The organism is Pseudonocardia nematodicida (assembly GCF_040105385.1).
Classification (GTDB): domain Bacteria; phylum Actinomycetota; class Actinomycetes; order Mycobacteriales; family Pseudonocardiaceae; genus Pseudonocardia; species Pseudonocardia nematodicida.
Window position 1 is genome coordinate 35,453 of record NZ_JBEDNQ010000011.1, and the last position, 25,431, is coordinate 60,883.

The window sequence follows — 25,431 nt, forward strand, 5'->3', positions numbered from 1 at the left end:
GATCGGGGGTGAAGGTCCCGCGCGGGAACGGGAACGGGTCGTGCCGGTCGCTCACGAGCGCAGCTCCCGTCCGGTGAGGTCGAGGAAGACGTCCTCCAGGCTGCGGCGCACGACCTGGACGTCGTCGGCCAGCACGCCCTGGTCGGCGCACCACGAGGTGATCGCGGCCAGCGCGCCCGGGTCGATCCGGCCCTGCACCCGGTAGCGGCCCGGGCCGGTCTCGCTGGTGGCGTAGCCGGTGGGCAGCCGGGCGTCGAGGCCGGCGGTGTCCATCCCGGGCCGGGCGCGGAACCGCAGCTCGGTCTGGTCGCCGGCGGTGAGCTGGGCCGGTGTGCCGTGCGCGACGACCCGGCCCCGGTCGATGATCACGACGTCGTCGGCGAGCTGCTCGGCCTCGTCCATCAGGTGGGTGGTGAGCAGCACCCCGACGCCGTCCCGGCGCAACGCGCGGATCAGGTCCCAGACCAGGTGCCGGGCCTGCGGGTCGAGCCCGGCGGTGGGCTCGTCGAGGAAGACCAGCTCGGGCCGTCCGACGACGGCGCAGGCCAGCGCGAGGCGCTGCTGCTCGCCGCCGGAGAGCCGCTTGTACGGGGTCCCGGCGCGGGGCCGCAGCCCGAGGACGTCGATCAGGTAGTTCGCGTCGATCGGGTGCGCCGCGCAGGCCTCGACCAGGTGCAGCATCTCGCCGGTCTTCACGGCCGGGTAGGCGCCACCGCCCTGCGGCATGACCCCGACCCGCGGCCGGACGGCCTCGTCGCCGGGGGCGTGCCCGAGCACCGAGACGGACCCGCCGTCGGGCGCGCGGAAGCCCGTGCAGACCTCGATCGTGCTCGACTTCCCGGCCCCGTTCGGCCCCAGCAGGGCCAGGACCTCGCCACGGGCCAGGTCCAGGTCGATGCCCTGCACCGCCGTCGTCGAGCCGTAGCGGACGACGAGGTCACGGACCTCCAGCGGCGCGCTCACGAGACCGCCGCGGGACTGCCGGTGGACGGCTCGGGGGCGCGCAGCAGATGGCGCACCACCAGCAGCGAGATCGCGAACATCACCAGTCCGGCGATGATCGCGAGCGGCAGCTGGAAGCCGCGGAAGATGAAGTCCGCACCGGTCGGCGGCACCACCAGGGCGAGGAACGCCGAGAGCAGCAGCATCGCCCGCCGGTAGCGGGGCATCGCGCGCGTCGCGACCAGCGGCAGCAGCGCCCAGAACAGGTACCAGGGGTGCACGACGGGCCCGAGCAGCACGACCGCGCCCAGCCCGGCCCCGGTGGCGGTGACCGGGTCCACCCGGCCGCGCAGGCAGGCCAGCAGCAGCCACAGCACGATCGCGACGATCGGGACCCAGAACAGCCCGCGGGTGAGCTCGAGCGTCGACCAGGTGTGGTCGCCGAGGCCGAACACCCGGCCGAGCTGGCCGGCGATCAGGCCCAGGTCGGTGCTGACCGACATCCAGCTGAGGATCAGGCTCGGCGCGGACAGCCCCTGGAGCCAGTTGAACCACATCCCGGTGGCCCAGCTGACGAGGGTGAATCCCACCCCGGCGACGGCGGACAGCCAGGCCGTCATCACCACCCAGTCGACGAGCCTGCCGCCCCGCTTGGTGATCAGATAGACGCCGACCATGCCGAGCGCCAGCAGCGCGGGGAGCTTCACCGACGCCGCCGCGACGATGATCGCGGCACCCAGGGTGATCTTCCACCAGGGCTGGACCGAGTCGTCGCGCCCGAGCATCACGTAGAGGCCCAGCAGCATCAGCGAGATCATGATCGACTCGTTGTGGATGCCGCTGACCATGTGGAACAGCACCAGCGGGTTCGCGGCGCCGAGCCAGAGCACCAGGCCGGCGTCCAGGTCGAACCGGGCGGCGAGCCGGGGGAGCACCCACACCAGCAGTGCGACGCCGAGCAGCGCCAGGATCCGGTGCTCCATGATCCCGAGCACGACGTCGTGGCCGGACAGCGCGGTGATGATCCGGCCGAGACCCAGGAACAGCGGGCCGTACGGGGCCGGTGTGTCCCGCCAGACCGTCGGGATGCCGCTGACCAGCGGGTCGTCGATCCCCAGCGCCTGGGCGGGGCCGATCGTGTACGGGTCGATCCCGCGGGCGAGCGTCGCGCTCTGCGCGAGGTAGCTGTAGATGTCCTTGGAGAACATCGGCGGTGCCAGTGCCAGCGGCAGGCCCCACAGCAGCGCGGTGCGGGTGAGCTCGCGGCGCTCGGGTGCGGGGTGGCGTGCGCCGCGCCGGGTGAGCATCCGGGCGATCCACAGCCAGGCGGTGACGACCATCAGCAGGCCCGCGTAGGTGACCGCGATGGCCAGGGTGACGTTGCGGGCGGGCAGCCCGATCAGGCGCAGGCCGTTGAGCGGGTTGGGGGCAGGGAAGGCGCCCGACCCGAACGCGCTGATGCCCATGAGGATCGCGCCGGTCAGTCCGAGGATCCGGGCGATCCGGGCCTGCTCGCGCAGGCCCCGGCGGACCGTGCGCCGGGGCGGTTCGTCCGGGCCGTCGGCGGTGGCGGAACGGGCGCCGGCACCGAGCGCACCGGCGGCGGGGGCGCCGGTGTCGGAACGCGCACCGGTTGCGCCGGCCCCGCCGGGGACGTGCTCGGCGCGCGTCGCAGTCTCGTCGCGCCCGGCCGGGGCGACCTCGGGCGTCACCATGGTCGGTGAGGTTAGCCGTGGGGTCGCGCGTCGGCGGGCCCCGGTCCTCCTCCACCGGCGGCGGGACGGTGCGATACGGGCGCTCCGACGGCCCGCCACGGGTGACGCCGATCACGACGCCGGGGGCCGGTTTTGCCGGATGCCGGGATATCCGCAACACTGGTGTTGTGAAAACGGACCGCGCCACGCACGAGGACCCTGCCTTCGGGCATGCGTCCGACGTCGTGCTGGGCGGATCCGGCCGGAGCACCCGTGCCGAGGTGGCCCGGGTGCTCATGGAGCAGGGCCCGGTGGCCGCCGCCGGCGTCGCCGGCGAGCTCGGGCTCACCGAGGCGGCCGTCCGCCGGCACCTCGACGCGCTGATCGCCGACGGCGAGGCGGAGGTCCGGGCGCCCGCCCGGTCCGGCCGTCCGCGCGGCCGCGGCCGGCCGGCGAAGGAGTACCTGCTCACCGACTCCGGCCGGGTCCGGTTCGGCCACGGTTACGACGACCTGGCCACGTCGGCCCTGCGCTTCCTCGCCCAGCAGGCGGGGGAGAAGGCCGTCGACGCGTTCGCCCGGCAGCGGGTGCACGACCTGCTGGGGCCGGACCGGGACGTGGTGACCGCGCCCGGGACCCCGCAGGACCGCGCCGAGGCGCTCGCCCGGGTGCTCAGCGCCCGTGGCTACGCTGCGCAGACCCGCCGCGGCGGGTTCGGGGTGCAGCTCTGCCAGCACCACTGCCCGGTGGCGCACGTCGCCACCGAGTTCCCGGAGCTCTGCGAGGCCGAGACCCGCGCCTTCGCGGATCTGCTGGGCACGCACGTGCAGCGGCTGGCGACGATCGCGCGCGGCGACGCCGCGTGCACCACACACGTCCCGCTCGAGGATCCCGAACTCCTCCCGCGGGTACGGCAAGAGGACAGGTCCGTCGACGACGGGCCCGTTTCCATCACGGTCCCCGAAAGGGAGGCAGTCCCGAATGACGACCACTCCTGAAGTGCGCACCGAGCTCACCCAGGAGGAGACGATCGCGGCGCTCGGCCGGTACGACTTCGGCTGGGCCGACTCCGACGAGGCGGGTGCCATCGCGAAGCGTGGCCTCTCCTCCGAGGTCGTCGCCGACATCTCCCGCCTGAAGGACGAGCCCGAGTGGATGCTCGAGTTCCGCCAGAAGGCGCTCGACATCTTCGGCAAGAAGCCGATGCCGCGCTGGGGCTCCGACCTGTCCGGGATCGACTTCGACAACATCAAGTACTTCGTGCGCTCCTCGGAGAAGCAGGCCGCCTCCTGGGAGGACCTGCCCGAGGACATCAAGAACACCTACGACAAGCTGGGCATCCCGGAGGCCGAGAAGGCCCGCCTGGTCGCCGGTGTCGCGGCGCAGTACGAGTCCGAGGTCGTCTACCACTCGATCCGCGAGGACCTGGAGGAGCAGGGTGTGGTGTTCCTGGACACCGACACCGCCCTCAAGGAGCACCCGGAGCTGTTCAAGGAGTACTTCGGCTCGGTCATCCCGAGCGGTGACAACAAGTTCTCCGCGCTGAACTCCGCGGTCTGGTCCGGCGGGTCGTTCATCTACGTGCCGCCGGGCGTGCACGTCGACATCCCGCTCCAGGCCTACTTCCGGATCAACACCGAGAACATGGGCCAGTTCGAGCGGACGCTGATCATCGTCGACGAGGGTGCCTACGTGCACTACGTCGAGGGGTGCACCGCGCCGATCTACAAGACCGACTCGCTGCACTCGGCCGTCGTGGAGATCGTGGTCAAGAAGGGCGGCCGCTGCCGCTACACCACGATCCAGAACTGGTCGAACAACGTCTACAACCTGGTCACCAAGCGCGCCAAGGCCGAGGAGGGCGCGACCATGGAGTGGGTCGACGGCAACCTCGGCTCCAAGGTGACCATGAAGTACCCGGCCGTGTGGCTGATGGGCGAGCACGCCAAGGGCGAGGTCCTCTCGGTCGCGTTCGCAGGCGAGGGCCAGCACCAGGACGCCGGCGCGAAGATGGTCCACCTGGCGCCGAACACGTCGTCGACGATCATCTCGAAGTCGGTGGCCCGTGGCGGCGGCCGGACGTCCTACCGCGGCCTGATCCAGGTCAACCCGCGCGCGAAGAACTCCCGCTCGACGGTGAAGTGCGACGCGCTGCTGGTGGACACGATCTCGCGGTCGGACACCTACCCCTACGTCGACATCCGGAACGACGACGTGTCGATGGGGCACGAGGCCACCGTCTCCAAGGTCTCCGAGGACCAGCTCTTCTACCTGATGAGCCGCGGTCTGACCGAGGACGAGGCGATGGCCATGGTGGTGCGCGGGTTCGTCGAGCCGATCGCCCGCGAGCTGCCCATGGAGTACGCGCTGGAGCTGAACCGGCTGATCGAGCTGCAGATGGAGGGTTCCGTCGGATGACGAGTGACGTTGCTGGCCTCGCGCCTGAACTGAAGGGCGCCAAGGAGGGCCAGGGCGAGGTGCCGATCGCCTCTGCGGGCGAGCGGTTCCAGTCGTTCGACGTGGAGGCCTTCGAGGTCCCGGGCGGGCGCGAGGAGAACTGGCGGTTCACCCCGCTGCGCCGGATCCGCGGGCTGCACGACGGCTCCGCGGCGTTCGACGGGAAGACCCGCGTCTCGGTCACCGAGACGGCGGGTGTCACGGTCGAGACCGTCGGTCGCGACGACGCGCGGCTCGGTGAGGGCGGCACGCCGTTCGACCGGGTCGCCGCGGCGGCGTGGTCGGCGTTCACCGAGGCCACCGTGGTGACCCTGGACGGGACTCCGGACCCGGTGACGATCACCGTCGAGGGCCCCGGCGAGGGCGCGACGGCGGCCGGCCACCTGCACATCCGCACCACGCCGCACACGCAGGCGACGGTCGCGGTCGAGCACCGCGGGTCGGGCGCGCTGGCCGACAACACCGAGATCGTGCTGGCCGACGGCTCCCAGCTGACCCTGGTCGTCACCGAGGAGTGGGCCGACGACGCGGTGCACGTCGGCGCCGAGCACTACCGGATCGGCCGCGACGCCACGCTGCGCGGGACCGCCGTGCAGCTCGGCGGCGACCTGGTGCGGGTCTCGTCGACGATCCAGTACACCGGCCCCGGTGGCGACGCCGAGCTGCTCGGCCTGGCCTTCACCGACGCCGGCCAGCACCTCGAGCAGCGGCTGCTGGTCGACCACGCGGTGCCGAACTGCAGGTCGAACGTGCTCTACAAGAACGCGCTGCAGAGCAACGACCCGAAGGACTCGGCGCACGTGGTGTGGATCGGCGACGTGCTGATCCGGGCCGCGGCCGAGAACACCGAGACGTTCGAGTTCAACCGGAACCTGGTGCTCACCGAGCACGCCCGCGCCGACTCGGTCCCGAACCTGGAGATCGAGACCGGCGAGATCGTGAGCGCCGGCCACGCCAGCGCCACCGGCCGGTTCGACGACGAGCAGCTGTTCTACCTGCGCAGCCGCGGCATCCCCGAGGAGACCGCGCGGCGCCTGGTCGTCCGCGGGTTCTTCGGCGAGATCCTCAACAAGATCCCGCTCCCCGAGCTGCGTGAGCGCCTCGAGGCGGCCGTCGAGGCCGAGCTCGCGATCACCGGCGTCTGAGCCACCCCCACCACGGAAAGAGATCATGTCCACTCTGGAGATCAAGGACCTGCACGCCTCGGTCGAGACCGAGGACGGTCCGAAGGAGATCCTGCGCGGGGTGAACCTCACCGTCCGCGCGGGTGAGACGCACGCGATCATGGGCCCGAACGGCTCGGGCAAGTCCACGCTCGCCTACGCCGTCGCCGGGCACCCGAAGTACACGGTCACCTCCGGCGAGGTGCTCCTGGACGGCGAGAACGTCCTGGAGATGACGGTCGACGAGCGGGCGCGGGCCGGGCTGTTCCTGGCCATGCAGTACCCGGTCGAGGTCCCGGGCGTGTCGATGGCGAACTTCCTGCGGACGGCGGCCACCGCCACCCGCGGTGAGGCGCCGAAGCTGCGCACCTGGGTCAAGGAGGTCAAGCAGGCGATGTCCGACCTGGACATCGACGCGTCCTTCGCCGACCGTTCGGTGAACGAGGGCTTCTCCGGCGGCGAGAAGAAGCGCCACGAGGTGCTGCAGCTCGACCTGCTCAAGCCGCGGTTCGCCGTGCTGGACGAGACCGACTCCGGCCTCGACGTCGACGCCCTGCGCGTCGTCTCCGAGGGCGTGAACCGGTACCGGGAGGGCGGCGAGACCGGCGTTCTGCTGATCACGCACTACACCCGGATCCTGAACCACATCACCCCGGACAAGGTGCACGTGTTCGCGGGCGGCCGGATCGTCGAGTCGGGCGGCCCGGAGCTGGCCGACGAGCTCGAGAAGAACGGCTACGTGCGGTTCACCAAGGCTGCAGCGGCGGTCTGAGCATGACCCTCACCCACGGAGCCGGGGCGACGTCCATACTGGACGTCCCCCGGATCCGGGCGGACTTCCCGATCCTCGGGCGCACCGTGCGCGAGGACCGTCCGCTGGTCTACCTCGACTCCGGCGCGACCTCCCAGCGGCCGCGCCAGGTGCTCGACGCCGAGCGCGCGTTCCTGGAGCGGCACAACGCCGCCGTCCACCGGGGCGCGCACCAGCTCGCCGAGGAGGCCACCGACGCCTACGAGTCCGCCCGGGCACGCATCGCGGCGTTCGTCGGCGCATCGTTCGACGAGGTCGTGTTCACCAAGAACGCGACCGAGGGCATCAACCTCGTCGCCTACGGGCTGGGCAACGCCTCGATCCGGACCGGGCTCGACGCCGCCTCCGAGCGGTTCGCGCTGGGACCGGGGGACGAGGTCGTCGTCACCGAGCTGGAGCACCACGCCAACCTGGTGCCCTGGCAGGAGCTGTGCCGCCGGACCGGGGCGACCCTGCGCTGGTACTCGGTGACCGACGACGGCCGCATCGCCCCGGACTCGCTGCAGCTGTCCGACCGGACGAAGGTCGTCGCCTTCACCCACCAGTCCAATGTGACCGGTGCGGTGGCGCCGGTGGCGCAGCTGGTGGAGCGGGCCCGCGCGGTGGGTGCGCTCGTCGTGCTCGACGCCTGCCAGTCGGTGCCGCACATGCCGGTCGACCTGCACTCCCTCGGCGTCGACTTCGCGGTGTTCTCCGGGCACAAGATGCTCGGCCCCTCCGGGGTCGGCGTGCTCTGGGGGCGCCGGGAGCTGCTCGAGGCGCTGCCGCCGTTCCTCACCGGCGGGTCGATGATCGAGCTGGTGCGGATGGAGGGCTCCACCTACGCCCCGCCGCCGCAGAAGTTCGAGGCCGGCGTACCGATGACCTCGCAGGCCGTCGGGCTCGGCGCGGCGGTCGACTACCTGTCGGAGATCGGCATGGACGCCGTCGCCGCGCACGAGCACGCGCTCACCGCGGCGGCACTGGAGCAGCTGTCGGAGATCGACGGGCTGCGGATCGTCGGGCCCACGGGCGCCGAGGAGCGCGGGGGAGCGGTGTCGTTCGTCGTGGACGGCATCCACGCCCACGACCTGTCCCAGGTGCTCGACGACCGCGGCGTCGCGATCCGGGTCGGGCACCACTGCGCGTGGCCGCTGCACCGCAGGTTCGGAATAGTCGCCACCGCCCGGGCGTCGTTCGCGGTGTACAACACCCTCGACGAGGTCAGCGCGCTCGCCGACGGCGTACGGGCGGCCCAGAAGTTCTTCGGGACGGTGTGACAGTGCAGCTGCAGCAGATGTACCAGGAGATCATCCTGGACCACTACCGCGACCCGCACGGGTCCGGCCTGCGCGAGCCCTACGACGCCGAGACCCACCACGTGAACCCCACCTGCGGCGACGAGGTGACCCTGCGGGTCAAGGTCGACGCGGACACGATCACCGACGTCTCCTACGAGACGCTGGGCTGCTCGATCAGCCAGGCCTCGGTGTCGGTGCTGCACGACCTGCTCGTCGGCCGGGCCGTCGGGGACGCGTGGAAGATCATGGCGTCGTTCCAGGAGATGGCCCAGGGGCGGGGCCAGGTGGAGCCGGACGAGGACGTCATCGGCGACGGTGTCGCCTTCGCCGGCGTCGCCAAGTACCCGGCCCGGGTGAAGTGTGCTCTGCTGGGCTGGATGGCGTTCAAGGACGCCGTGTCCCGCACGGATGCCACGATCACGAACACGACCGCAGAGACGACGACCGGAGGAGCTCCGGCATGAGCGAGACCACCGAGCACACCGCCACTACAGAGAACACCGCCACCACCGACGAGGCCGACGGCGTCGTGCGGGGCGCCGCGGGGATGCCCGAGTCGCCGGCGGCGGCCGCCGGCGACGGCGCGACCGCCGAGGCGCTCGAGGAGGCGATGAAGGACGTCGTCGACCCCGAGCTGGGCATCAACGTCGTCGACCTGGGTCTCGTCTACGGCATCGACCGGGACGGCGACACCGCCGTCATCGACATGACCCTGACCTCGGCCGCCTGCCCGCTGACCGACGTGATCGAGGAGCAGACCCGCTCCGCGCTCACCGCCGGGCCGGACGGCGGCCTGGTGAACGACATCCGGATCAACTGGGTCTGGATGCCGCCGTGGGGTCCGGAGAAGATCACTGAGGACGGCCGGGAGCAGTTGCGCGCCTTGGGCTTCCGCGTCTGATCCACCGCGACACCGATCGAGCCGGGTTCCTCCGCGGGGCCCGGCTCGACGTGTGCCCGGGCTCCGTCAGGAGAAGTGCGCCTGCGCGATGCGGCCCTCCAGCCCCGCGACGGCCGAGGTGTCGATCCCGAACACGTCCTCCAGCGCCGCGCGGACCGCGGCGGGCGACTCCAGGTCGCGCCGCTCGGCCGGCCCGCCGACGGGGCGGACGGTGAGCCGGGCCCCGTCGAGCGTGGCGCGCTGGTCGCCGGCCGAGAACGCCGCGACCAGCCCGTTGCGGAATCCGGACCCGGGGTGGTGCACCAGATACCAGGACCCCATCTCGTAGTCGATCTCCGGCGCCGCGACGAGGTCGGAAGGTGTACTGGCTCGTCCAGTCGCCCTCCCCGCGGCGCTGCAGGGTCCAGACGTCGCCGTCGCGCAGGTACCGGTGCTCGCCGTGCGCGGTCGTCGTGACGGTGCCGATCTCCAGTGGCAGCGGTGCGACCGGGACCGTGCCGCCGAACCCGACGTCGGCGACGTAGCGGCCCTCGGCGGTCTCGACCAGCGTCAGCCGGTGGGTGCGGGAGGTCGGCGGGGCGTCGTCGCCCAGCCCGAGCCGGACCCGGCCGATCAGTGGCGTGACCCGGTAGCCGAGGTCCTCCAGGACGTCGTGCAGCAACCGGTTGTGCTCGAAGCACCAGCCTCCGCGACGACCGTGCACCAGCTTCGCGGCGATCTCCGGACCACCGGTCGGCGGCTCGACGCCGGTGAACGGGTCCAGGTTCTCGAACGGGATCGACGCGACGTGTCCGCGAACGATCCGGCGCAGCAGCGCGAGGTCCGGAGCGGCCGGCTCGACGCCGATGCGGTTCAGGTGGGCGACGGTCGACGGGGTGCTCATGACGCACACTATGCGAGTTGGAGCTGGGTTCAGGTCAAGGAGAGATCCGGGTGTAGACGCCGTGGTCGGCCAGGAACTCCCGCCCGCCCGGCGGGGTGACGTGGATGTCGATCACGTGGTGGTCGGCGTCGGTGACGACGATCTCGGTGCGCTGCACGACGGACAGCCCGATCGTCTCCTCGCCCAGTGCGCCCTGGTCGGTGAACACGCCCTCCATCGAGATGACCGGTCGCGTCCCGCTCCCCGGGGCGCCCTTGTAGGTCATCATCGTGGCGTTGATCCCGTCGACGGTGTTCCACTCGTAGCGGTCGTCGACGTTGGAGTAGCCCAGCACGCCCATCCGGTAGTACGGCGCGCCCGCCAGCTGCCCGGTCGTGGTGTCGACGAGGAACCGGTCACCGGCGACCCACTCCCGGTGCGTGGTCAGACCCTCCGACCGGAGCGGATCCTCTCCGTGCCCCCGGCGATGTAGGCCTCCTTGTCCACCGTCCAGTCGCCGGCCAGGACGTCGAGGCGGGCGTGCCCCGCCGAGCGGCGCCCGTTGACCAGCACCGGCGGTTCCGCGCCGGGAGCGCCGTGACGCACCACGATCGGTGGGGAGAAGCTCCGCGCGGTCTCGGCCATCCGCTGAGTATTGCGAGTCGCAATGCGGGCGTACAGGGGCGTGGATCAGGTCGTGTGCACGACCAGCACGTCGACGCCTGCCCGCCGGGTCGCGTCCGCCGGGACGGAGCCGAGCAGCCGTCCGGAGAAGGTGTTCAGGCCGCGGTTGCCGACGACCAGCAGGTCGGCGTGGTGGTCCCGGACGGCCTTGCGCAACACGTCGACCGGGGCACCGTCCTCGGCGTGCGTGGTCACCTTCCGCGCGCCGGCCCTCGCCGCCCGGTCGGCCGCCTCGCGCAGCGCCTCCTCGGCCGGGGTCCAGCCGGTGACGAGGTGCGCCTCGCCCTTGAGCGCGTCCTCGGCGGCGGCGGTGTCCTCCCGGCTCGCCGGGGTGTAGGCCGAGACGACGACGAGGGTGGCGTCGCTGTCGGCGGCGACCCCGGCCGCGCGTTCGACGGCGGCGAACGAGGTCGACGAGCCGTCGGTGCCGACGACGATGGTCCGGTACGCGGGCATGGCGGCCTCCGTGGGGGAGCGAACCGTCCGAGCGGTCCTCGACACTGAGCAGCATCGCGACGCTACTACGTCCGGACGTTCGACTACACGCCCAGGTGGCGGCGAACAGTAGCCCTTTCGCCGGCATGTCGCGCCCGGCCCCGTCATCCGAGCGGTGATCCGCAGAACGCGCGCCGATCCCCCGGGTACGCGCGTGCCGGGACGCGCGCACACTCCAGGGACGCGCGCGATCTCCGGATCAGCGCGCGCCCGACGATCGGGTGGTCGGGCGGGGTCAGCTCGGCCGGCGGGCGGCCGTGCGGGGGCGGCGCAGGCGGGCGGGTGCGAGCGAGCGCAGCATGTGCCGTCGGACCGGCGCCGGTGCGGCACGGAAGACCCCGGCCATCCCCGCGAGAGTCCCCGGGAGGTCGTCCCGGCCGGTCAGGAAGGCCCGGCCGCTGCTGCCGGCGAAGAACGCGTCGAAGAAGCCGGGCACCAGCGGCGGCGGCATCTCCAGCACCGTGCGCAGCCCGTGCCGGCGGAGCCGGTGCACGACCCGCGCCGACGGTGGCCAGAGCAGCGCCGCGGCCGCCGAGACGGCGCGGTCCGGATGCTCCGGGAGCTCGCGGGCGAGCGCGTCGGCCAGCCGCGGGGCGAGCCCGAGCGCGGGCGCCACGCTGAACCCGGTCGCCGGGTGCACCAAGGGCGTCGCGGCCCCGAACGGGACCGGATGACGCGGCGCACGCGGGCCGTCGACGGGGAACCGCACCCGTTCGACCGGCGCGTCGCCGGGAACCTCGACGCCGAGTGCGTCCAGCCGCCGGGTCAGCCGCTCGCGGAGCTCGGTCAGCGGCAGGCCGGGGCGGCGGGCCAGCGACGTCTCCTCGAGCAGTACCCGGCCGTCGCCGTAGGGGACCGCGTAGAGGAACGTCGGCCAGTCGGTCCAGCCCGGCCCCGGCGGCGCCGACGGCGGCCGCCAGTCCATGAACACCGCCTCGCCCGGGGCCACCACCGGCGCGGCGATCCGCTCCTCGACGACGACGCCGTAGGCGGTCTGCTCGGTGCTCGGGCCGGCGTCGGGCCGCAGCCGGGACGGCGCGCCGGTCGCGTCGACGACGAGCGCGGCGGTGAGGTCGACGTCGGGGCGGCGGCCGGATCGGGCGGAGTCGTCGAGCCCGGTCGGCGCCCTCCCGCCGGGATCGGGTCGCGCATCGGCGCCCGCATCCGCACGTCCGTTGCGGCGCAACGCCACCCGGTACCGGCCGCCGTCGCGCCGCACCGCCTCGGCCCGCCCGTCGAGCACCTGTACCCCGGCGAGGCCCGTGTCGAGGTGGGTGCGCAGCCCGGCGGTGTCGAGCACCGTGTAGTCGCCGAGCCGACGGGCGTGGTCACCGGGCCGACGGTCGTCGCCGGGTCCGGGCAGCACCACCCGCGCCACCGGTCGTGCGGCGACGGCGTCCGGAGGCAGGTCGGCGGGCAGCTCCTCGGGCCAGGCGCAGTAGGTCGCGGTCCACCGGGCGTCCGGATCCGGGTCGGCGAGCGCGGTGCGCAGCCCCCGCGCCGCGCAGGCCCCCGCCAGTGCGCGCCCGGCCGGACCGCCACCCAGCACCAGCACGTCGACGCCGGTCACCGGAGCACCCCATCCGTCACATCCGCCTCACGCACCCCACCCCATCCCGACTCATGGAGCAAAAGTTCGGCAATCCCGAACTTTTGCTCCATGAGTCGGGACCGGGGGGAGGCGAGCCGACGCGGCGGGGACGGGGACGCGGACGGGGCGCCGGCGCCGGGCGTGAGATCGGTCATCCCGGCCGACCCTACGTCGGTATCCGGGTCGACCCGGGCGGTAGCCTGGCCGCCGTGGTCCTGATCGAGTAGCCGACGCGTCCGGGCACCCGTGTGTCCACCGTCCGCCTCTCAGGGCCATCCCCCCGCACTCCGTCTGGAGCCCTCTCACGTGATCACCACGAACGGCCTCGAACTGCGCGCCGGTTCCCGCATCCTCGTCTCGGGCGCCGACCTGCGCGTCCAGCCCGGCGACCGGATCGGTCTCGTCGGGCGCAACGGCGCGGGGAAGACCACCTCGATGCGCGTGCTGGCGGGGGAGGGCGAGCCCTACGCCGGCGACGTCCGCGCGAACTCGCCGGTCGGCTACCTCCCGCAGGACCCCCGGGAGGGCGACCTCTCGGTCAGCGCCCGGGACCGGGTGCTGTCGGCCCGCGGGCTGGACACCCTGCTGGCGAAGATGGAGAAGGCCCAGACGGCGATGGCCGAACTCGCCGACAACGACAAGGCCGTACGCGAGTACGGCCGGTTGGAGGAGCGGTTCTCCGCGCTCGGCGGGTACGCCGCCGAGTCCGAGGCGGCCCGGATCTGCACCCACCTCGGCCTGCCCGACCGGGTCCTCGTCCAGCCGATGCGCACCCTGTCCGGCGGCCAGCGCCGCCGGGTGGAGCTGGCGCGGATCCTGTTCGCCGCCTCCGACGGCGGCTCCCGGTCCGCGACCACGCTGCTTCTCGACGAGCCCACCAACCACCTCGACGCCGACTCGATCACCTGGCTGCGCGGGTTCCTGCAGAGCCACGAGGGCGGCCTGGTGGTGATCAGCCACGACACCGACCTGCTGGCCGCGGTCGTCAACAAGGTGTGGTTCCTCGACGCCACCCGCGGCGAGGTCGACCAGTACAACATGGACTGGAAGCGCTACCTCGAGGCGCGCGCCACCGACGAGAAGCGCCGGCGCCGGGAGCGGGCGAACGCGGAGAAGAAGGCGTCCGCACTGCAGATGCAGGCCGCGAAGATGGGGGCGAAGGCGACCAAGGCCGTCGCCGCGAAGAACATGGCCCGCCGCGCCGACCAGCTGCTCGCCGGGCTGGACGCCGAGCGCCAGGCCGACCGGGTCGCGCACATCCGTTTCCCGACCCCGGCCCCGTGCGGGAAGACCCCGCTGACCGCCGAGGGCCTGTCCAAGGCCTACGGCTCGCTGGAGGTCTTCACCGGCGTGGACCTGGCCGTGGACCGCGGGACCAAGGTCGTCGTGCTGGGGCTCAACGGCGCGGGCAAGACCACCCTGCTCCGGCTGCTGGCCGGCACCGAGGACGCCGACGCCGGGAAGGTCGTCCCCGGGCACGGGTTGCGCACCGGCTACTTCGCGCAGGAGCACGACACACTCGACATGGACGCGAGCGTCTGGGACAACATCCGGCACGCCTCGCCGGACGCCCCGGAGCAGCAGCTGCGCACCCTGCTCGGCTCGTTCATGTTCTCCGGCGAGCAGCTGAAGCAGCCGGCCGGAACCCTGTCCGGCGGTGAGCGCACCCGGCTCGCGCTGGCCGGCCTGGTGTCGTCGGCGGCGAACGTCCTGCTGCTCGACGAGCCGACGAACAACCTGGACCCGGCCAGCCGCGAGCAGGTGCTGGACGCGCTGCGCCGTTTCGAGGGCTCGGTGGTGCTGGTGACCCACGACCCGGGCGCGGTCGAGGCGCTGGAGCCGGACCGCGTGATCGTGCTCCCGGACGGGACCGAGGACCACTGGTCGACGGAATATCTGGAGCTCGTCCAGTTGGCGTGACCCTACCGCTTGGCGCGATCACTGCGTGTTTGGCGACGCAACGCTACCGGTCGTCGCAGAGATGTGTGATCACTCACACGGAGCAGATGCGCGGAAGCGGTGCCGCGAGTTCGCGACTCGCCGTCGCGAAGGTCGTGCACAATCGAATCCAATGGGTGACGAGAATGTGCTGACCGATCTACGCAAAATACGCTGACCACGTCCACGTATGCGCCATTCGGGGTAACCGTTCACCGATCGCGTTTTCCGCGTTCTGGCCAGAAATCAGCGTCTGGATCATCATGGCCTGATCGTCGCGCCGCATGCGGCGGTCCGCGGGGGCATCCGCGGTGGGGATGAGGAGGGGCCGATGGCCGAGTTGAAGAAGGGTGCCCGGATCACCGGGACGCAGCGGGGGAAACTCGCGTCCGACCTGAAGAAGAAGTACGAGAAGGGCGCGAGCATCCGGTCGCTCGCCGAGCAGACCGGGCGTTCCTACGGATTCGTGCACCGTGTTCTCTCCGAGACCGGAGTGACACTGCGCGGGCGCGGTGGCGCCACCCGCACGAAGAAGAAGTAGCGGCCTCAGGTCGCATCCGCCGGCCGCACACCACGAGGTGCGGCTGCCGGACATCGCACGGTCATCGGCGACGCCGTCGGCCGGGTCGAGATGCGGACCCGCGACGGCGTCGCCGCACGTCGGGGTCCGTGAATCGTGCGATCCGCTCGGAACGCGCATTTCCCCACGCGTCGCCAGGCGCCTTCCCGCACCGCCGCCGCGCCGGGCTCACCTGCGGCTCGTAACGTGATCCCTCGCCGTCCACCACCGGCGAAGGGAACTGCGTTGGATCGCCCGCTCACGCTGATGCGCGGTGTCGTCCGGGGCGCCGACTCGGCCACCGTCCGCCGCGGCGCCATCGCGAAGGGCACCTGGCCGCGGATCTGGGGCTTCGTCCGCCCGTACCGCCGCTGGTTGCTCGGTTACCTCGCCCTGACCACCGTCACCGCCGTGATCGGGGTCGCGACCCCGCTGCTCGCCGGTCGCGTCGTCAACACCATCGTCGCCGCCCGCGAGCTGCCCGACGCCGCCCGCGTGATCATGATCCTGGCCGGCGGGATCGCCGGGATGGCCGTGCTGGAGGCGGTCGTCGGCCTGGCCGGTCGCTGGTTCTCCGCGCGGCTGGGGGAGAGCCTGATCGCCGACCTGCGGCTGTCGGTGTTCACCCACGTCCAGTCGATGCCGCTGGCGTTCTTCGCGCGCACCCGGACCGGTGCGCTGGTGAGCCGGCTCAACAACGACGTCATCGGCGCCCAGACCGCGATCACCGGGACGCTGTCGACCGTACTGGCCAACGTCATCCAGCTGGTGCTGGCGATCGCGGTGATGATCACCCTCGCCTGGCAGGTCACCCTGCTGGCGATGCTGCTCTTGCCGGTGTTCGTGCTGCCGGCCCGGCGGATGGGGAATTGGATCGCCGAGCTGCGGCGCGAGGCCGCCGAGCTGAACGCGACCATGGGCAACCAGATGACCGAGCGCTTCTCGGCGCCCGGGGCGACCCTGGTCAAGCTGTTCGGGGACCCGGGCGTCGAGGCGGGGGTCTTCCGGGGCCAGGTCGCCCGGGTCCGGGACATCGGGATCCGCTCGGCGATGGTGTCCCGGCTGTTCGTCACCGCGTTGCAGCTGGTGTCCGCGCTGGCCCAGGCGCTGATCTACGGCCTCGGCGGCTACCTGGCGGTGACCGGCGCGATCCCGGCCGGCACCGTCGTCGCGCTCGGTCTGCTGCTCACCCGCCTCTACACGCCGATGACCGCGCTGGCCAACGCCCGGGTCGACATCATGACCGCGCTGGTGGCCTTCGAGCGCGTCTTCGAGGTGCTCGACCTGCGTCCGTCGATCACCGAACCGGTGCGGCCGCGCACCCTGCCCGACGGCCCGGTCGACGTCCGGCTGCGCGGGGTCCGGTTCACCTATCCCAGCGCCGAGCAGGTCTCGCTGGCCTCCCTCGAAGAGGTCGCGGTGCTCGACCAGCGGGTCGGGACCGAGGTGCTGCACGGCGTCGACCTGCACATCCACGGCGGCGGGCTGCTCGCGCTGGTCGGCTCCTCCGGGGCGGGCAAGTCGACGCTGGCGTCCCTGGTGCCGCGGCTCTACGACGTCGACTCCGGGGCCGTCGAGCTGTCCGGTGTGGACGTACGGGAGCTGGACTTCGCCACCCTGCGGGGTGCCGTCGGCATGGTCACCCAGGACGGCCACCTGTTCCACGACACCATCGCCGCCAACCTGCGCTACGCCGCGCCGGAGGCCGGCGAGACCGAGATGGTCGACGCGCTGCGCCGGGCCCGGCTCGGCCCGCTGTTCGACGCCCTGCCCGACGGCCTGGAGACCGTCGTCGGCGAGCGCGGCTACCGGTTGTCGGGCGGGGAGCGTCAACGGCTGACGATCGCCCGACTGCTGCTGGCGCGGCCCGGCGTGGTGATCCTCGACGAGGCGACCGCGCACCTGGACTCGGAGTCGGAGAACGCCGTGCAGGAGGCGCTGGGGGAGGCCCTGGTCGGCCGGACCGCGATCGTCATCGCGCACCGGCTCTCGACGGTGCGCGCCGCGGACCGGATCGCCGTCCTCGAGGACGGGCGGGTGGTGGAGACCGGTACGCACGACGAGCTGCTCGCCGCCGGCGGCCGCTACGCCACCCTCTACGAGGCCCAGTTCCGCCCGGAGCCCGCAGCCTCCTGAGGCCGCTCGCCCCGACCCCGTCGCCCGGACACTCCGGCCCCGGACGCGCGCGGATTCGGAGGACGCGCGCCCGATCGGACGCGCGTTCTCGGGACCGGCGCGCGTTCGCGGAACCGGCCTGCTGTCGCGGAGCCGGCGTGCGTGCGCCGCAGGCGCGGGCGGGCGGTCAGGACGCAGCGGTGCCCGGCTCGGTTCCGGTGGCCGGGTCGGCGGTCAGGCTCAGGACGCGGTCCGCCGCGGTGTCCATGTGCGCGCGCATCGCCTCCGCGGCGCCGGCCGCGTCGGCTGCCGCGAGGGCGTCGACGACGCGGGTGTGCTCGTCGATCGCCGTCCGCGCGTCGTCGGCGCGTGCGACGCTGCGGTCCACCCAGACCCGCAGCAGCGCGCGGACGCTCTGCAGCACACCGGCGAGCGCCGCGTTGCCCGACGCGGCGGCGAGTGCCAGGTGGAACCGGGCGTCGGCCTCGACGAACGCGTCGTGGTCGGCCAGGTCGGCGTGGCCGGTCATGTCGGCCAGCGCCTCGCGCAGCGCCCGCAGCCCGTCCGCGTCGATCCGCGGCGCGGCCAGCCGCGCCGCCAGGACCTCCAGCTCCGCCCGGATCTGCACGAGCTCGGCGGCGCTGTTCGAGCCCAGCATCAGGCCCCAGCTCAGCGTCCGGGGCAGCAGCTCGGAGGCTCCCGAGCGCAGGTAGGTGCCCGAGCCGGGCCGCACGTCGACGATCCCGAGGATCTCCAGCGCGGCCAGCGCCTCGCGCACGGCGGACCGGCCGGTGCCCAGCATCTCGGCGAGCCGGCGCTCCGGGGGCAGGCGCGCGCCCGGCGCGATACCGCCACCCGTGAAGTAGTCCAGCAGCTCGGAGGCGACGGCGGCCGTCGGCGTCCCGCTCGGGATCGTCGACAACCGGCCGCGCAGCTCCGCCGCGGGATCGGTCGGGTAGCTCGGCATGCGGACGAGCATAGTCCCGCACCAAATTGGTCAACCGGTTGACAGGTGCGCTCCGGGCTGGTTCCGTGTGCCGGGTCCGGCCACCCCGATCGGGTGGCGCACCACCGATCACAGGAGATCGATGACGCGCCTGCACAACGAGCCCTCGGCCTTCGCCGACGAGCTCGTCGACGGTTTCGTAGCAGCCCACCGGCATCGGGTGCGGCGCGTCCCCGGCGGGGTCGTGCGCGCCGACGGCGCCGAGCCGGGCACGGTCGCCGTGGTCACCGGCGGCGGGTCCGGGCACTACCCGGCGTTCGCCGGACTGGTCGGTCCCGGCCTCGCCGACGGCGCCGCGACCGGCAACGTGTTCGCCTCGCCCTCGGCCCGTCAGGTCCACGACGTCGCCCGGGCGGCCGAGCGCGGTGGCGGGATCCTGCTCACCTACGGCAACTACACCGGCGACGTCCTGCAGTTCGGCCTGGCCGAGCAGCGGCTGCGTGCCGAGGGGTTCGACTGCGCGACCGTCACCGTCACCGACGACATCTCCAGCGCCGGCCCGGACGAGCGCGACCGCCGCCGCGGCGTGGCCGGCGGCCTGGTCGTCTACAAGGCCGCCGGTGCCGCGTCCGCCGCGGGGCGCCCGTTCGCCGACGTCGTCGAGGTCGCCACCCGGGCGAACGACCGGACCCGCTCGTTCGGCGTCGCGTTCGGCGGCTGCACGCTGCCCGGGTCGGCCGAGCCGCTGTTCGACGTCCCGGCCGGCCGGATGGCACTCGGCATGGGCATCCACGGCGAGCCCGGGTTCGCCGAGCAGCCGATGCCGACCGCCGACGAGCTGGCCGCCCTGCTGGTGGAGAAGGTGCTCGCCGAGGCGCCCGCGGACGCCGGCGACCGGGTGACCGTCCTGCTCAACGGGCTCGGCACGGTCAAGTACGAGGAGCTCTTCGTCGTGTACCGGAAGGTCGACGAGCTGCTGGCCGCCCGCGGGCTGCAGCTGATCGCCCCGGAGGTCGGCGAGCTGGTGACCAGCTTCGACATGCCCGGCGCCTCGCTCACGCTGGCCTGGCTGGACGACGACCTCGCCGAGCTGTGGTGCGCGCCGGCCGACGCGCCCGCGTACTGCCGGGGCCGCCGGTCGGTGACCCCGGCGCCGGTGGCGCCGCCCGCACCCGCCGCCGACACCGGCGACGCCGTCCTGCCGCCCGCGGGGGAGGGCTCCCGGACCGCCGCGCACGAGGTCGCCGGGCTGCTGGACGCGGCCCGGGCCACGATCGACACGCACGCCGCCGAGCTCGGCCGGATCGACGCAGTCGCCGGCGACGGGGACCACGGCATCGGCATGCAGCGCGGCGCCACCGCCGCGGCGGAGGCCGCCCGGGAGACCGCGGCACGCGGTGCCGGGGCGGGCAGCACGCTCGCCGCGGCCGCCGACGCCTGGGCCGACCGCGCCGGTGGCACCTCGGGAGCGCTCTGGGGTGTCCTGCTCCGCGCGATAGCCGACGAGCTCGGCGACGACGAGCGCCCCGGTGCGGCCCGGCTGGCCGGCGGTCTCGCGGCCGGCGCCGACCGGGTCGTCGCGCTCGGCGGGGCGCGCCGCGGTGACAAGACGATGGTCGACGCCCTGCTGCCGTGCACCGAGGCCTTCTCGGCCGCGGTGGGCTCCGGGTCCGGCCTGCCCACCGCCTGGGCCTCCGCCGCGGCCGCCGCCCGGCAGGCGGCGGACGCGACCGCGCAGCTGACCCCGCGGCTGGGGCGGGCCCGCTCGCACGGCGACGCCGGTGTCGGCACCCCGGACGCGGGTGCGGTGTCGACGGCGCTGATCGCCGAGGCGCTGCGGGACCGGGAGAGCGCGCGATGACCGCGCTCCCACCCACGATCGTCGCGATCAGCCTGAAGATGTACTTCACGCACGCCCGCACCCTCGAGTGGTGCCGGCGGGTCCGCGGGATCGCCGACAGCCACGACGCCGTCGGTCCCGACGGCACCGGGCTGCTGGTGCTGCCGACCTTCCCGGCACTCGTCGGAGCCCGGGAGATCCTCGGCGACGCCGTCGCGCTGGGGGCCCAGGACGTCGCCGTCGCCGACCACGGGCCGCACACCGGCGAGGTCGGTGCCCCGGAGCTCGCCGAGATCGGCTGCACCGTCGCCGAGATCGGGCACGCCGAGCGGCGCGCCGCGGGCGAGGACGACTCGGTCGTCGGCGCCAAGGTCGTCGCGGCGTTGCGCAACGGGCTCGTCCCGCTGGTCTGTGTCGGCGAGGCGACCCGCACCGGCCCGGACGCGGCCGCGGCCGGCGTCGCCGCGGAGCTGGACCGGGTGCTGGCCCCGGCGCGGGACGCCGGCCTGCTCCCGGCGCCGTTGATCGTCGCCTACGAGCCGCACTGGGCGATCGGCGCGCCGGAGCCGGCCCCGGCCGAGCACGTCGCGGCCGTCTGCGGCCGGCTGCGCACCGAGCTCGACTCCGTGGGCGGCAGCACGCGGGTGCTCTACGGCGGCAGTGCCGGCCCCGGCCTGCTCGGCCGCCTCGGCGGCACCGTGCACGGGCTGTTCCTCGGCCGCTCGGCCCACGACCCGGACGCGATCGTCCGCGTCCTCGACGAGACGACCGGACGGGAGGCCGACACGTGATCGGCTTGAGCACCTACGCCTACTTCTGGCGGATCTCCTCGGCGCACCCGAACCCGATGACGCTGCCGGACATGCTCGGCGACGCCGTCGCGCTGGGCGCCGAGGTCTTCCAGATCTGCGACCACCCGCCGCTCGAACAGCTCGACGCCGACGGGCTGAGCGAGGTCCGCGCACTCGCCGAACGGCTCGGCATCGCGCTGGAGACCGGCACCCGCGGCGTCGCACCCGAGCACCTGCGCCGGCACCTGGAGATCGCCCGGGCGCTCGGCGCGCCGCTGGTCCGCTCCATGATCACCGCCGAGGACGCCCGCGACCTGGCGGGCCTGCCGGACCGGTTGCGCGAGGTGCTGGCCGAGTTCGCCGACGCCGGCGTCCGGCTCGCCCTGGAGACCTACGAGCAGATCGCCACCACCGACCTCGTCGACGTGGTGACCCGCACCGGGCACCCGTCGCTGGGCATCGTGCTCGACCCCGGGAACTGCGTCGCCCGCCTGGAGCACCCCGCCGATGTCGTCCGGCTGACCGCCCCGTACGTGAGCAACCTGCACGTCAAGGACTTCGCCTTCAGCCGCCGCGGCGGCTGGGTCGGGTTCACCTACGCCGGCGCACGGCTGGGGGAGGGGCTCCTCGACTACGCCGCGATGGTCGATGCGGTCCGGCCTGCCGAGCGGGGGATCAGCCAGATCGTCGAGCACTGGCTGCCGTGGACCGACGACCTCGAGACCACCGAGTCCCTGGAACGGGACTGGGCCCGCCACAACATCGACTACCTGAGGAGCAGGAACCCATGAGCAACAGCATCGACGGCCTCACGATCGCCGTCATCGGTGCCGGCGGGAAGATGGGCGTGCGCGTCTCGAACAACCTCGAGCGCACCGCCGCGACCGTGTTCTACGCCGAGAACTCCCCGGCCGGACAGGACCGGGTGCGCGAGATCGGCCTCCAGGTGAGCAGCACCTCCGACGCGGTCGCGTCCGCCGACGTCGTCATCCTGGCCGTGCCGGACGTCGTGCTCGGCACGGTGAGCGAGGAGGTCGTGCCGCAGCTGCGCGAGGGCGCCATCGTGCTCACCCTGGATCCGGCCGCGGCCTACGCGGGCCTGCTGTACCGCCGTGAGGGCATCGAGTACGTCTGCGCCCACCCCGCGCACCCGTCGATCTTCCTGCAGCGCACCACCCCGGAGGAGTACGCCGACACCTTCGGCGGGATCGCCGCCCCGCAGCACGCCGTCGCCGCGGTCGAGTCCGGCGACGAGCAGGTGGCCGCCCGCGCCGAGGCCGTGATCCGCGAGATGTACGCGCCGGTCATCGACGTGCACTGGGTGACGGTCAAGCAGCTGGCGATCCTGGAGCCGACGCTGGTCGAGACGATCGCCTGCATGATCGGCGAGCTGCTCAAGGAGGCGCTGGAGGAGACGGTCACGACGGCCGGGGTGCCCCGCCCGGCCGCCGAGGCGCTGTTCTACGGGCACGTCCAGGTCGCGCTGGCCAACGCGCTGCGCGGCGACAACCCGTTCTCCGACGCCTGCCACATCGCGATGGGCCACGGCCGGCAGATGATCGTGAAGGAGGACTGGAAGCGCGTGTTCGACGACTCGGTCCTCGACCAGACCATCGCCCAGATGCTGCGGATCGAGTCCGTCGCGCGCTGACCCGGCCCCTCCCCGGCCGAAGGGTGCCCGCGCCGGCTGCTCCCCGGCCGGCGCGGGTCCTCGCTCCACTCCCCGTATCCCCGCATTCCGCTCGATGACGAACGGAAAGGACTCCCCGCCATGAGCGTCGCCGCCCTGGTCGGCATCGCACTCGCCGCGATAGCCCTGCTGCTGTTCCTGGTCATGAAAGTGAAGATGCCGGCGTTCCTCGCGCTGCTCGTCGTGGCGATCGGCACCGCGCTCGCCAGCGGTATGCCCGTCGAGGAGATCATGCCGACGGTCATCGAGGGCATGGGCGGCACGCTGGGCAACGTCGCGTTGCTCGTGGGCCTCGGCGCGATGCTCGGCGCGGTCATCGAGAAGACCGGCAGCGCCGAGGCGCTGGCCGAACGCTTCACCCGCCGGCTCGGCCCGGACCGGGTCGGACCCGCACTGCTGCTCGCCTCGGCGATCTTCGCGATCCCGATCTTCTTCGACGTCGGGTTCATCATCCTGCTCCCGGTGGTCTTCTCCTTCGCCCGGGCGGCGGGGCACACCTCGCCGGTCTTCGTCGGCATCCCGGTCGCGGTGCTGATGGTCTTCATCCACAACGCCGTGCCGCCACACCCCGGGGTGACCGGGAGCAGCACGCTGCTCGGCGCCGACATCGGCCTGGTCACGATCCTCGGGATCCTGCTGGCGATCCCGCTGGGGGTCCTGGCGCACTACGCCGGCACGCTGCTCTTCGCCCGCCGGGAGTTCCCCGTCGAGGCGGCGGTCCAGCAGCGCTTCGAGGAGTCCGCGACCCCGCGGACCGGGGACGCACCGGGCGGCGGCGCCGGCACGCCGGACCCCGCGCCGGCCGACCCCGCGAACGGACCCGGCGCGGACGGTGGGTCCGCCCACCCGGCGCCGACCGGCGCGTCGACGTCCGGGACACCGAGCGGCACGGCGACCAGCGCACCCGTCGCACTCACCAGCCGTCCGTCGGCCCTGCCGGTCGCGGCGATGATCGTGCTGCCGATCCTGGCGATCGCGGCGGGAACGACCGGGAAGCTCCTGCTCGACGAGGACAGCACCGTGGCCCGCGTGCTGGGCCTGATCGGGCACCCGGCCTTCGCCCTGCTCGTCGCGACCCTGCTCGCCGGCTACGTCCTCGGCACCCGGCACGGCTGGCGCTCCGCCGAGCTCGGTGACGTCATGGACGCCTCGCTCGCCCCGGCTGCGATCGTCGTGTTCGTCACCGGCGCCGGAGGGGTCTTCGCCCGGGTACTGACCGACAGCGGCATCGGCGAGACGATCTCCGGGACGCTGATCGAGACCGGCGTACCGGTCCTGCTGATGGCCTTCCTGATCGCCAGCGTGTTCAAGGTGGCGCAGGGCTCGGGAACCGTCGCCACACTGGCGACGGCCGGGCTGCTGCAGGCGACGATCGTCGGCGGGGACTACAGCTCGATGCAGGTGGCGCTGGTGGTCCTCGCGATCGCCTGCGGCTCGGTGGCCCTGTCGCACATCAACGACTCGGGCTTCTGGATCGTCAGCCGCTTCCTCGGGCTCTCGGTCGCCGACGGTCTGCGGACCTGGACGCTGCTCGCGACCCTGCTCGGCTGGACGGGCATGCTGATGGTCACCGCCCTCTGGCTCCTGGTCTCCTGACCCGTCCGCGGTCCCGCGCCGGGCAGCATTCGCTCACCGGTTCCGGCCACGCTCGCGCACTCGGATGAGCGTGGCCGCACCCGGTGAGCGTCCGCGGCTGGTGGCCGGGGCCGCGGCGGGTGGGAGCCGACAGCAGGTGCCGGGCGATGGGCAGCTCCAGGTGAACGGTCGGAGCGTCCAGGTCCCGTGGTGCCGGGACGACCGCGACGGGGTCGACTTCGGGCCCGCCCCGAACGTCGGCCCCGGACACGCAGGCCGGCACCGGCTCGGCCGGCCCTGCTCCGCCGGACGGCGCCGGGATCGTCGACCCGACTCCGTCCGATGCCGCCGGCCCGGTCGACCCGGCCTCGCCCGACGGTGCCGATGTGCCGGTCCGTTGCCGCGGGACCGACGGTGCGAGCTCGGCATCGTCCGCGCCGGAGTTCCGGACCGCGGTGGCCGGTGTCCGGGTCCGCCGCGACCGCCACCACCACGTCCACAGCCCGGACCCGACCAGGTAGAGCGCCGCGAGCCCGGCCACCGGCCACACCGTCCGGGCCCACCAGGGCAGGAACGCACCGGAGTGCAGCCCGATCCCACCCGCGCCCGGTGTGGGGACGCCCCCGGCGAACCCGTTCGCCGCACCGGTCGTGGCCCACACCAGCAGTAACGGCAGCGCCACCAGCGCGGCGAGCAGGTGCAGGTCACGGTGTGCACGGAAGGCGCCGCGGTCGAGCTTCGGGCGCACGACAGCCCGCAGCGACCGGCCGACGTCGCGCACCGAGGACCACCACGCCGTCATCCCGCTCAGGCACAGCACCAGCAGCGCCAGACCCAGCATGCCCAGCCCGAGCCTGCCCCACGTCGTCGGGAGCCCGGGCACCGCGGCGGCGAGCAGCGGCAGGTGGCCGGGCAGCTCCGGGCAGGACAGGCCGCAGTCGTGCAGGTTCAGCAGCAGACCCCAGAACAGCCCGTCCGGACCGTCGCCGACGATCTCGGGCCGGAAGAGCAGCAGCAGACCGCTGGTGAACTCGACCAGCAGCGCCGCCGAGACCACGATCGCCAGCCACCGGTGCACCGCTCCGGCCCGCCGCCGG

Annotated in this window: 24 protein-coding genes and 1 pseudogene; 15 read left to right on the forward strand and 10 right to left on the reverse strand. The window is 73.3% G+C overall.

Going from position 1 to position 25,431, the window contains the following annotated elements; translation table 11 throughout:
• Positions 1–51: 51 nt before the first annotated feature.
• Entirely contained in the window at positions 52–963 is a 912-nt protein-coding gene (locus WIS52_RS23940) for an ABC transporter ATP-binding protein (protein WP_349300606.1), read from the reverse strand.
• Complete coding sequence (gene mptB / locus WIS52_RS23945) at positions 960–2,657, reverse strand: polyprenol phosphomannose-dependent alpha 1,6 mannosyltransferase MptB (RefSeq protein ID WP_349300607.1); 1,698 nt, start codon at positions 2,655–2,657, stop codon at positions 960–962. The genes WIS52_RS23940 and mptB overlap by 4 nt, the downstream gene beginning before the upstream one ends.
• 167 nt (positions 2,658–2,824) lie before the next feature.
• Between mptB and WIS52_RS23950 the strand changes: the two genes are divergently transcribed.
• Genes WIS52_RS23950 through WIS52_RS23980 form a run of 7 tightly spaced genes read left to right on the forward strand, consistent with a single transcriptional unit; the run spans position 2,825 to position 9,248 of the window.
• The gene (locus WIS52_RS23950) at positions 2,825–3,634 is read left to right on the forward strand and encodes a helix-turn-helix transcriptional regulator (RefSeq protein WP_379611948.1); all 810 of its coding nucleotides are present in this window, start codon (positions 2,825–2,827) and stop codon (positions 3,632–3,634) included.
• Positions 3,618–5,054 carry a Fe-S cluster assembly protein SufB gene (sufB, locus tag WIS52_RS23955; protein WP_349300608.1) on the forward strand — a complete coding sequence of 479 codons (1,437 nt, stop codon included), beginning with the start codon at positions 3,618–3,620 and terminating at the stop codon, positions 5,052–5,054. Before WIS52_RS23950 ends, sufB begins: the two co-directional genes overlap by 17 nt.
• Positions 5,051–6,238, forward strand: a complete 1,188-nt coding sequence (sufD, locus tag WIS52_RS23960) for a Fe-S cluster assembly protein SufD (RefSeq protein WP_349300609.1) — start codon at positions 5,051–5,053, stop codon at positions 6,236–6,238. Before sufB ends, sufD begins: the two co-directional genes overlap by 4 nt.
• Positions 6,239–6,263: 25 nt before the next feature.
• On the forward strand, positions 6,264–7,028 hold the full coding sequence (gene sufC / locus WIS52_RS23965; protein WP_349300610.1) for a Fe-S cluster assembly ATPase SufC: 765 nt from the start codon (positions 6,264–6,266) through the stop codon (positions 7,026–7,028).
• 2 nt (positions 7,029–7,030) lie between these two features.
• Positions 7,031–8,326, forward strand: coding sequence for a cysteine desulfurase (locus tag WIS52_RS23970; protein WP_349300611.1), 1,296 nt, complete (start codon positions 7,031–7,033; stop codon positions 8,324–8,326).
• 2 nt (positions 8,327–8,328) lie between these two features.
• Positions 8,329–8,811 carry a Fe-S cluster assembly sulfur transfer protein SufU gene (gene sufU / locus WIS52_RS23975; protein WP_349300612.1) on the forward strand — a complete coding sequence of 161 codons (483 nt, stop codon included), beginning with the start codon at positions 8,329–8,331 and terminating at the stop codon, positions 8,809–8,811.
• A complete protein-coding gene (locus WIS52_RS23980) occupies positions 8,808–9,248 on the forward strand; it encodes a metal-sulfur cluster assembly factor (RefSeq protein ID WP_349300613.1) in 441 nt (146 codons plus the stop codon). The genes sufU and WIS52_RS23980 overlap by 4 nt, the downstream gene beginning before the upstream one ends.
• Before the next feature lie 66 nt (positions 9,249–9,314).
• Here WIS52_RS23980 and WIS52_RS23985 read toward each other — a convergent pair whose 3' ends face one another.
• The 6 genes and pseudogenes from WIS52_RS23985 to WIS52_RS24005 all read right to left on the reverse strand — a co-directional run bounded on the left by WIS52_RS23985 (position 9,315) and on the right by WIS52_RS24005 (position 12,859).
• Positions 9,315–9,581, reverse strand: a complete 267-nt coding sequence (locus tag WIS52_RS23985) for an arylamine N-acetyltransferase (RefSeq protein ID WP_349300851.1) — start codon at positions 9,579–9,581, stop codon at positions 9,315–9,317.
• Positions 9,582–9,612: 31 nt separating this feature from the next.
• Positions 9,613–10,131: pseudogene (locus tag WIS52_RS31785) on the reverse strand (arylamine N-acetyltransferase family protein); the annotation flags it as partial.
• A gap of 34 nt (positions 10,132–10,165) precedes the next feature.
• Positions 10,166–10,624 carry a DUF1579 family protein gene (locus tag WIS52_RS23990; protein ID WP_349300852.1) on the reverse strand — a complete coding sequence of 153 codons (459 nt, stop codon included), beginning with the start codon at positions 10,622–10,624 and terminating at the stop codon, positions 10,166–10,168.
• Positions 10,555–10,755, reverse strand: a complete 201-nt coding sequence (locus WIS52_RS23995) for a hypothetical protein (RefSeq protein ID WP_349300614.1) — start codon at positions 10,753–10,755, stop codon at positions 10,555–10,557. The genes WIS52_RS23990 and WIS52_RS23995 overlap by 70 nt, the downstream gene beginning before the upstream one ends.
• Before the next feature lie 45 nt (positions 10,756–10,800).
• On the reverse strand, positions 10,801–11,250 hold the full coding sequence (locus WIS52_RS24000) for a universal stress protein (RefSeq protein ID WP_349300615.1): 450 nt from the start codon (positions 11,248–11,250) through the stop codon (positions 10,801–10,803).
• 274 nt (positions 11,251–11,524) lie between these two features.
• On the reverse strand, positions 11,525–12,859 hold the full coding sequence (locus tag WIS52_RS24005; RefSeq protein ID WP_349300616.1) for a lycopene cyclase family protein: 1,335 nt from the start codon (positions 12,857–12,859) through the stop codon (positions 11,525–11,527).
• Between the two features lie 327 nt (positions 12,860–13,186).
• On the opposite strand from WIS52_RS24005, the gene WIS52_RS24010 reads away from it, so the two are divergent.
• From WIS52_RS24010 to WIS52_RS24020, 3 genes are all read left to right on the forward strand, one after another.
• Positions 13,187–14,800 (forward strand): ABC-F family ATP-binding cassette domain-containing protein, encoded by a 1,614-nt coding sequence (locus WIS52_RS24010; protein ID WP_349300617.1) that lies wholly within the window; start codon positions 13,187–13,189, stop codon positions 14,798–14,800.
• Between the two features lie 349 nt (positions 14,801–15,149).
• Complete coding sequence (locus WIS52_RS24015; protein WP_349300618.1) at positions 15,150–15,359, forward strand: helix-turn-helix domain-containing protein; 210 nt, start codon at positions 15,150–15,152, stop codon at positions 15,357–15,359.
• A 264-nt stretch (positions 15,360–15,623) separates the two neighbouring features.
• Complete coding sequence (locus WIS52_RS24020) at positions 15,624–17,513, forward strand: ABC transporter ATP-binding protein (RefSeq protein ID WP_379611954.1); 1,890 nt, start codon at positions 15,624–15,626, stop codon at positions 17,511–17,513.
• Positions 17,514–17,679: 166 nt separating this feature from the next.
• Here the strand turns inward: WIS52_RS24020 and WIS52_RS24025 are convergent, their stop codons facing one another.
• Positions 17,680–18,459, reverse strand: coding sequence for a FadR/GntR family transcriptional regulator (locus WIS52_RS24025; RefSeq protein ID WP_349300619.1), 780 nt, complete (start codon positions 18,457–18,459; stop codon positions 17,680–17,682).
• A gap of 121 nt (positions 18,460–18,580) precedes the next feature.
• On the opposite strand from WIS52_RS24025, the gene WIS52_RS24030 reads away from it, so the two are divergent.
• The 5 genes from WIS52_RS24030 (at position 18,581) to WIS52_RS24050 (ending at position 24,355) form a co-directional block, all read left to right on the forward strand.
• Entirely contained in the window at positions 18,581–20,299 is a 1,719-nt protein-coding gene (locus WIS52_RS24030) for a dihydroxyacetone kinase family protein (protein WP_349300620.1), read from the forward strand.
• Positions 20,296–21,069, forward strand: a complete 774-nt coding sequence (locus WIS52_RS24035; protein ID WP_349300621.1) for a triose-phosphate isomerase family protein — start codon at positions 20,296–20,298, stop codon at positions 21,067–21,069. The genes WIS52_RS24030 and WIS52_RS24035 overlap by 4 nt, the downstream gene beginning before the upstream one ends.
• Positions 21,066–21,860, forward strand: a complete 795-nt coding sequence (locus WIS52_RS24040) for a sugar phosphate isomerase/epimerase family protein (RefSeq protein WP_349300622.1) — start codon at positions 21,066–21,068, stop codon at positions 21,858–21,860. The genes WIS52_RS24035 and WIS52_RS24040 overlap by 4 nt, the downstream gene beginning before the upstream one ends.
• On the forward strand, positions 21,857–22,720 hold the full coding sequence (locus tag WIS52_RS24045; RefSeq protein ID WP_349300623.1) for a phosphogluconate dehydrogenase C-terminal domain-containing protein: 864 nt from the start codon (positions 21,857–21,859) through the stop codon (positions 22,718–22,720). Before WIS52_RS24040 ends, WIS52_RS24045 begins: the two co-directional genes overlap by 4 nt.
• Positions 22,721–22,840: 120 nt before the next feature.
• Positions 22,841–24,355, forward strand: coding sequence for a GntT/GntP/DsdX family permease (locus WIS52_RS24050; RefSeq protein ID WP_349300624.1), 1,515 nt, complete (start codon positions 22,841–22,843; stop codon positions 24,353–24,355).
• Here the strand turns inward: WIS52_RS24050 and WIS52_RS24055 are convergent.
• Positions 24,327–25,412 (reverse strand): PepSY domain-containing protein, encoded by a 1,086-nt coding sequence (locus tag WIS52_RS24055; RefSeq protein WP_349300625.1) that lies wholly within the window; start codon positions 25,410–25,412, stop codon positions 24,327–24,329. The genes WIS52_RS24050 and WIS52_RS24055 overlap by 29 nt on opposite strands.
• Positions 25,413–25,431: the final 19 nt, after the last annotated feature.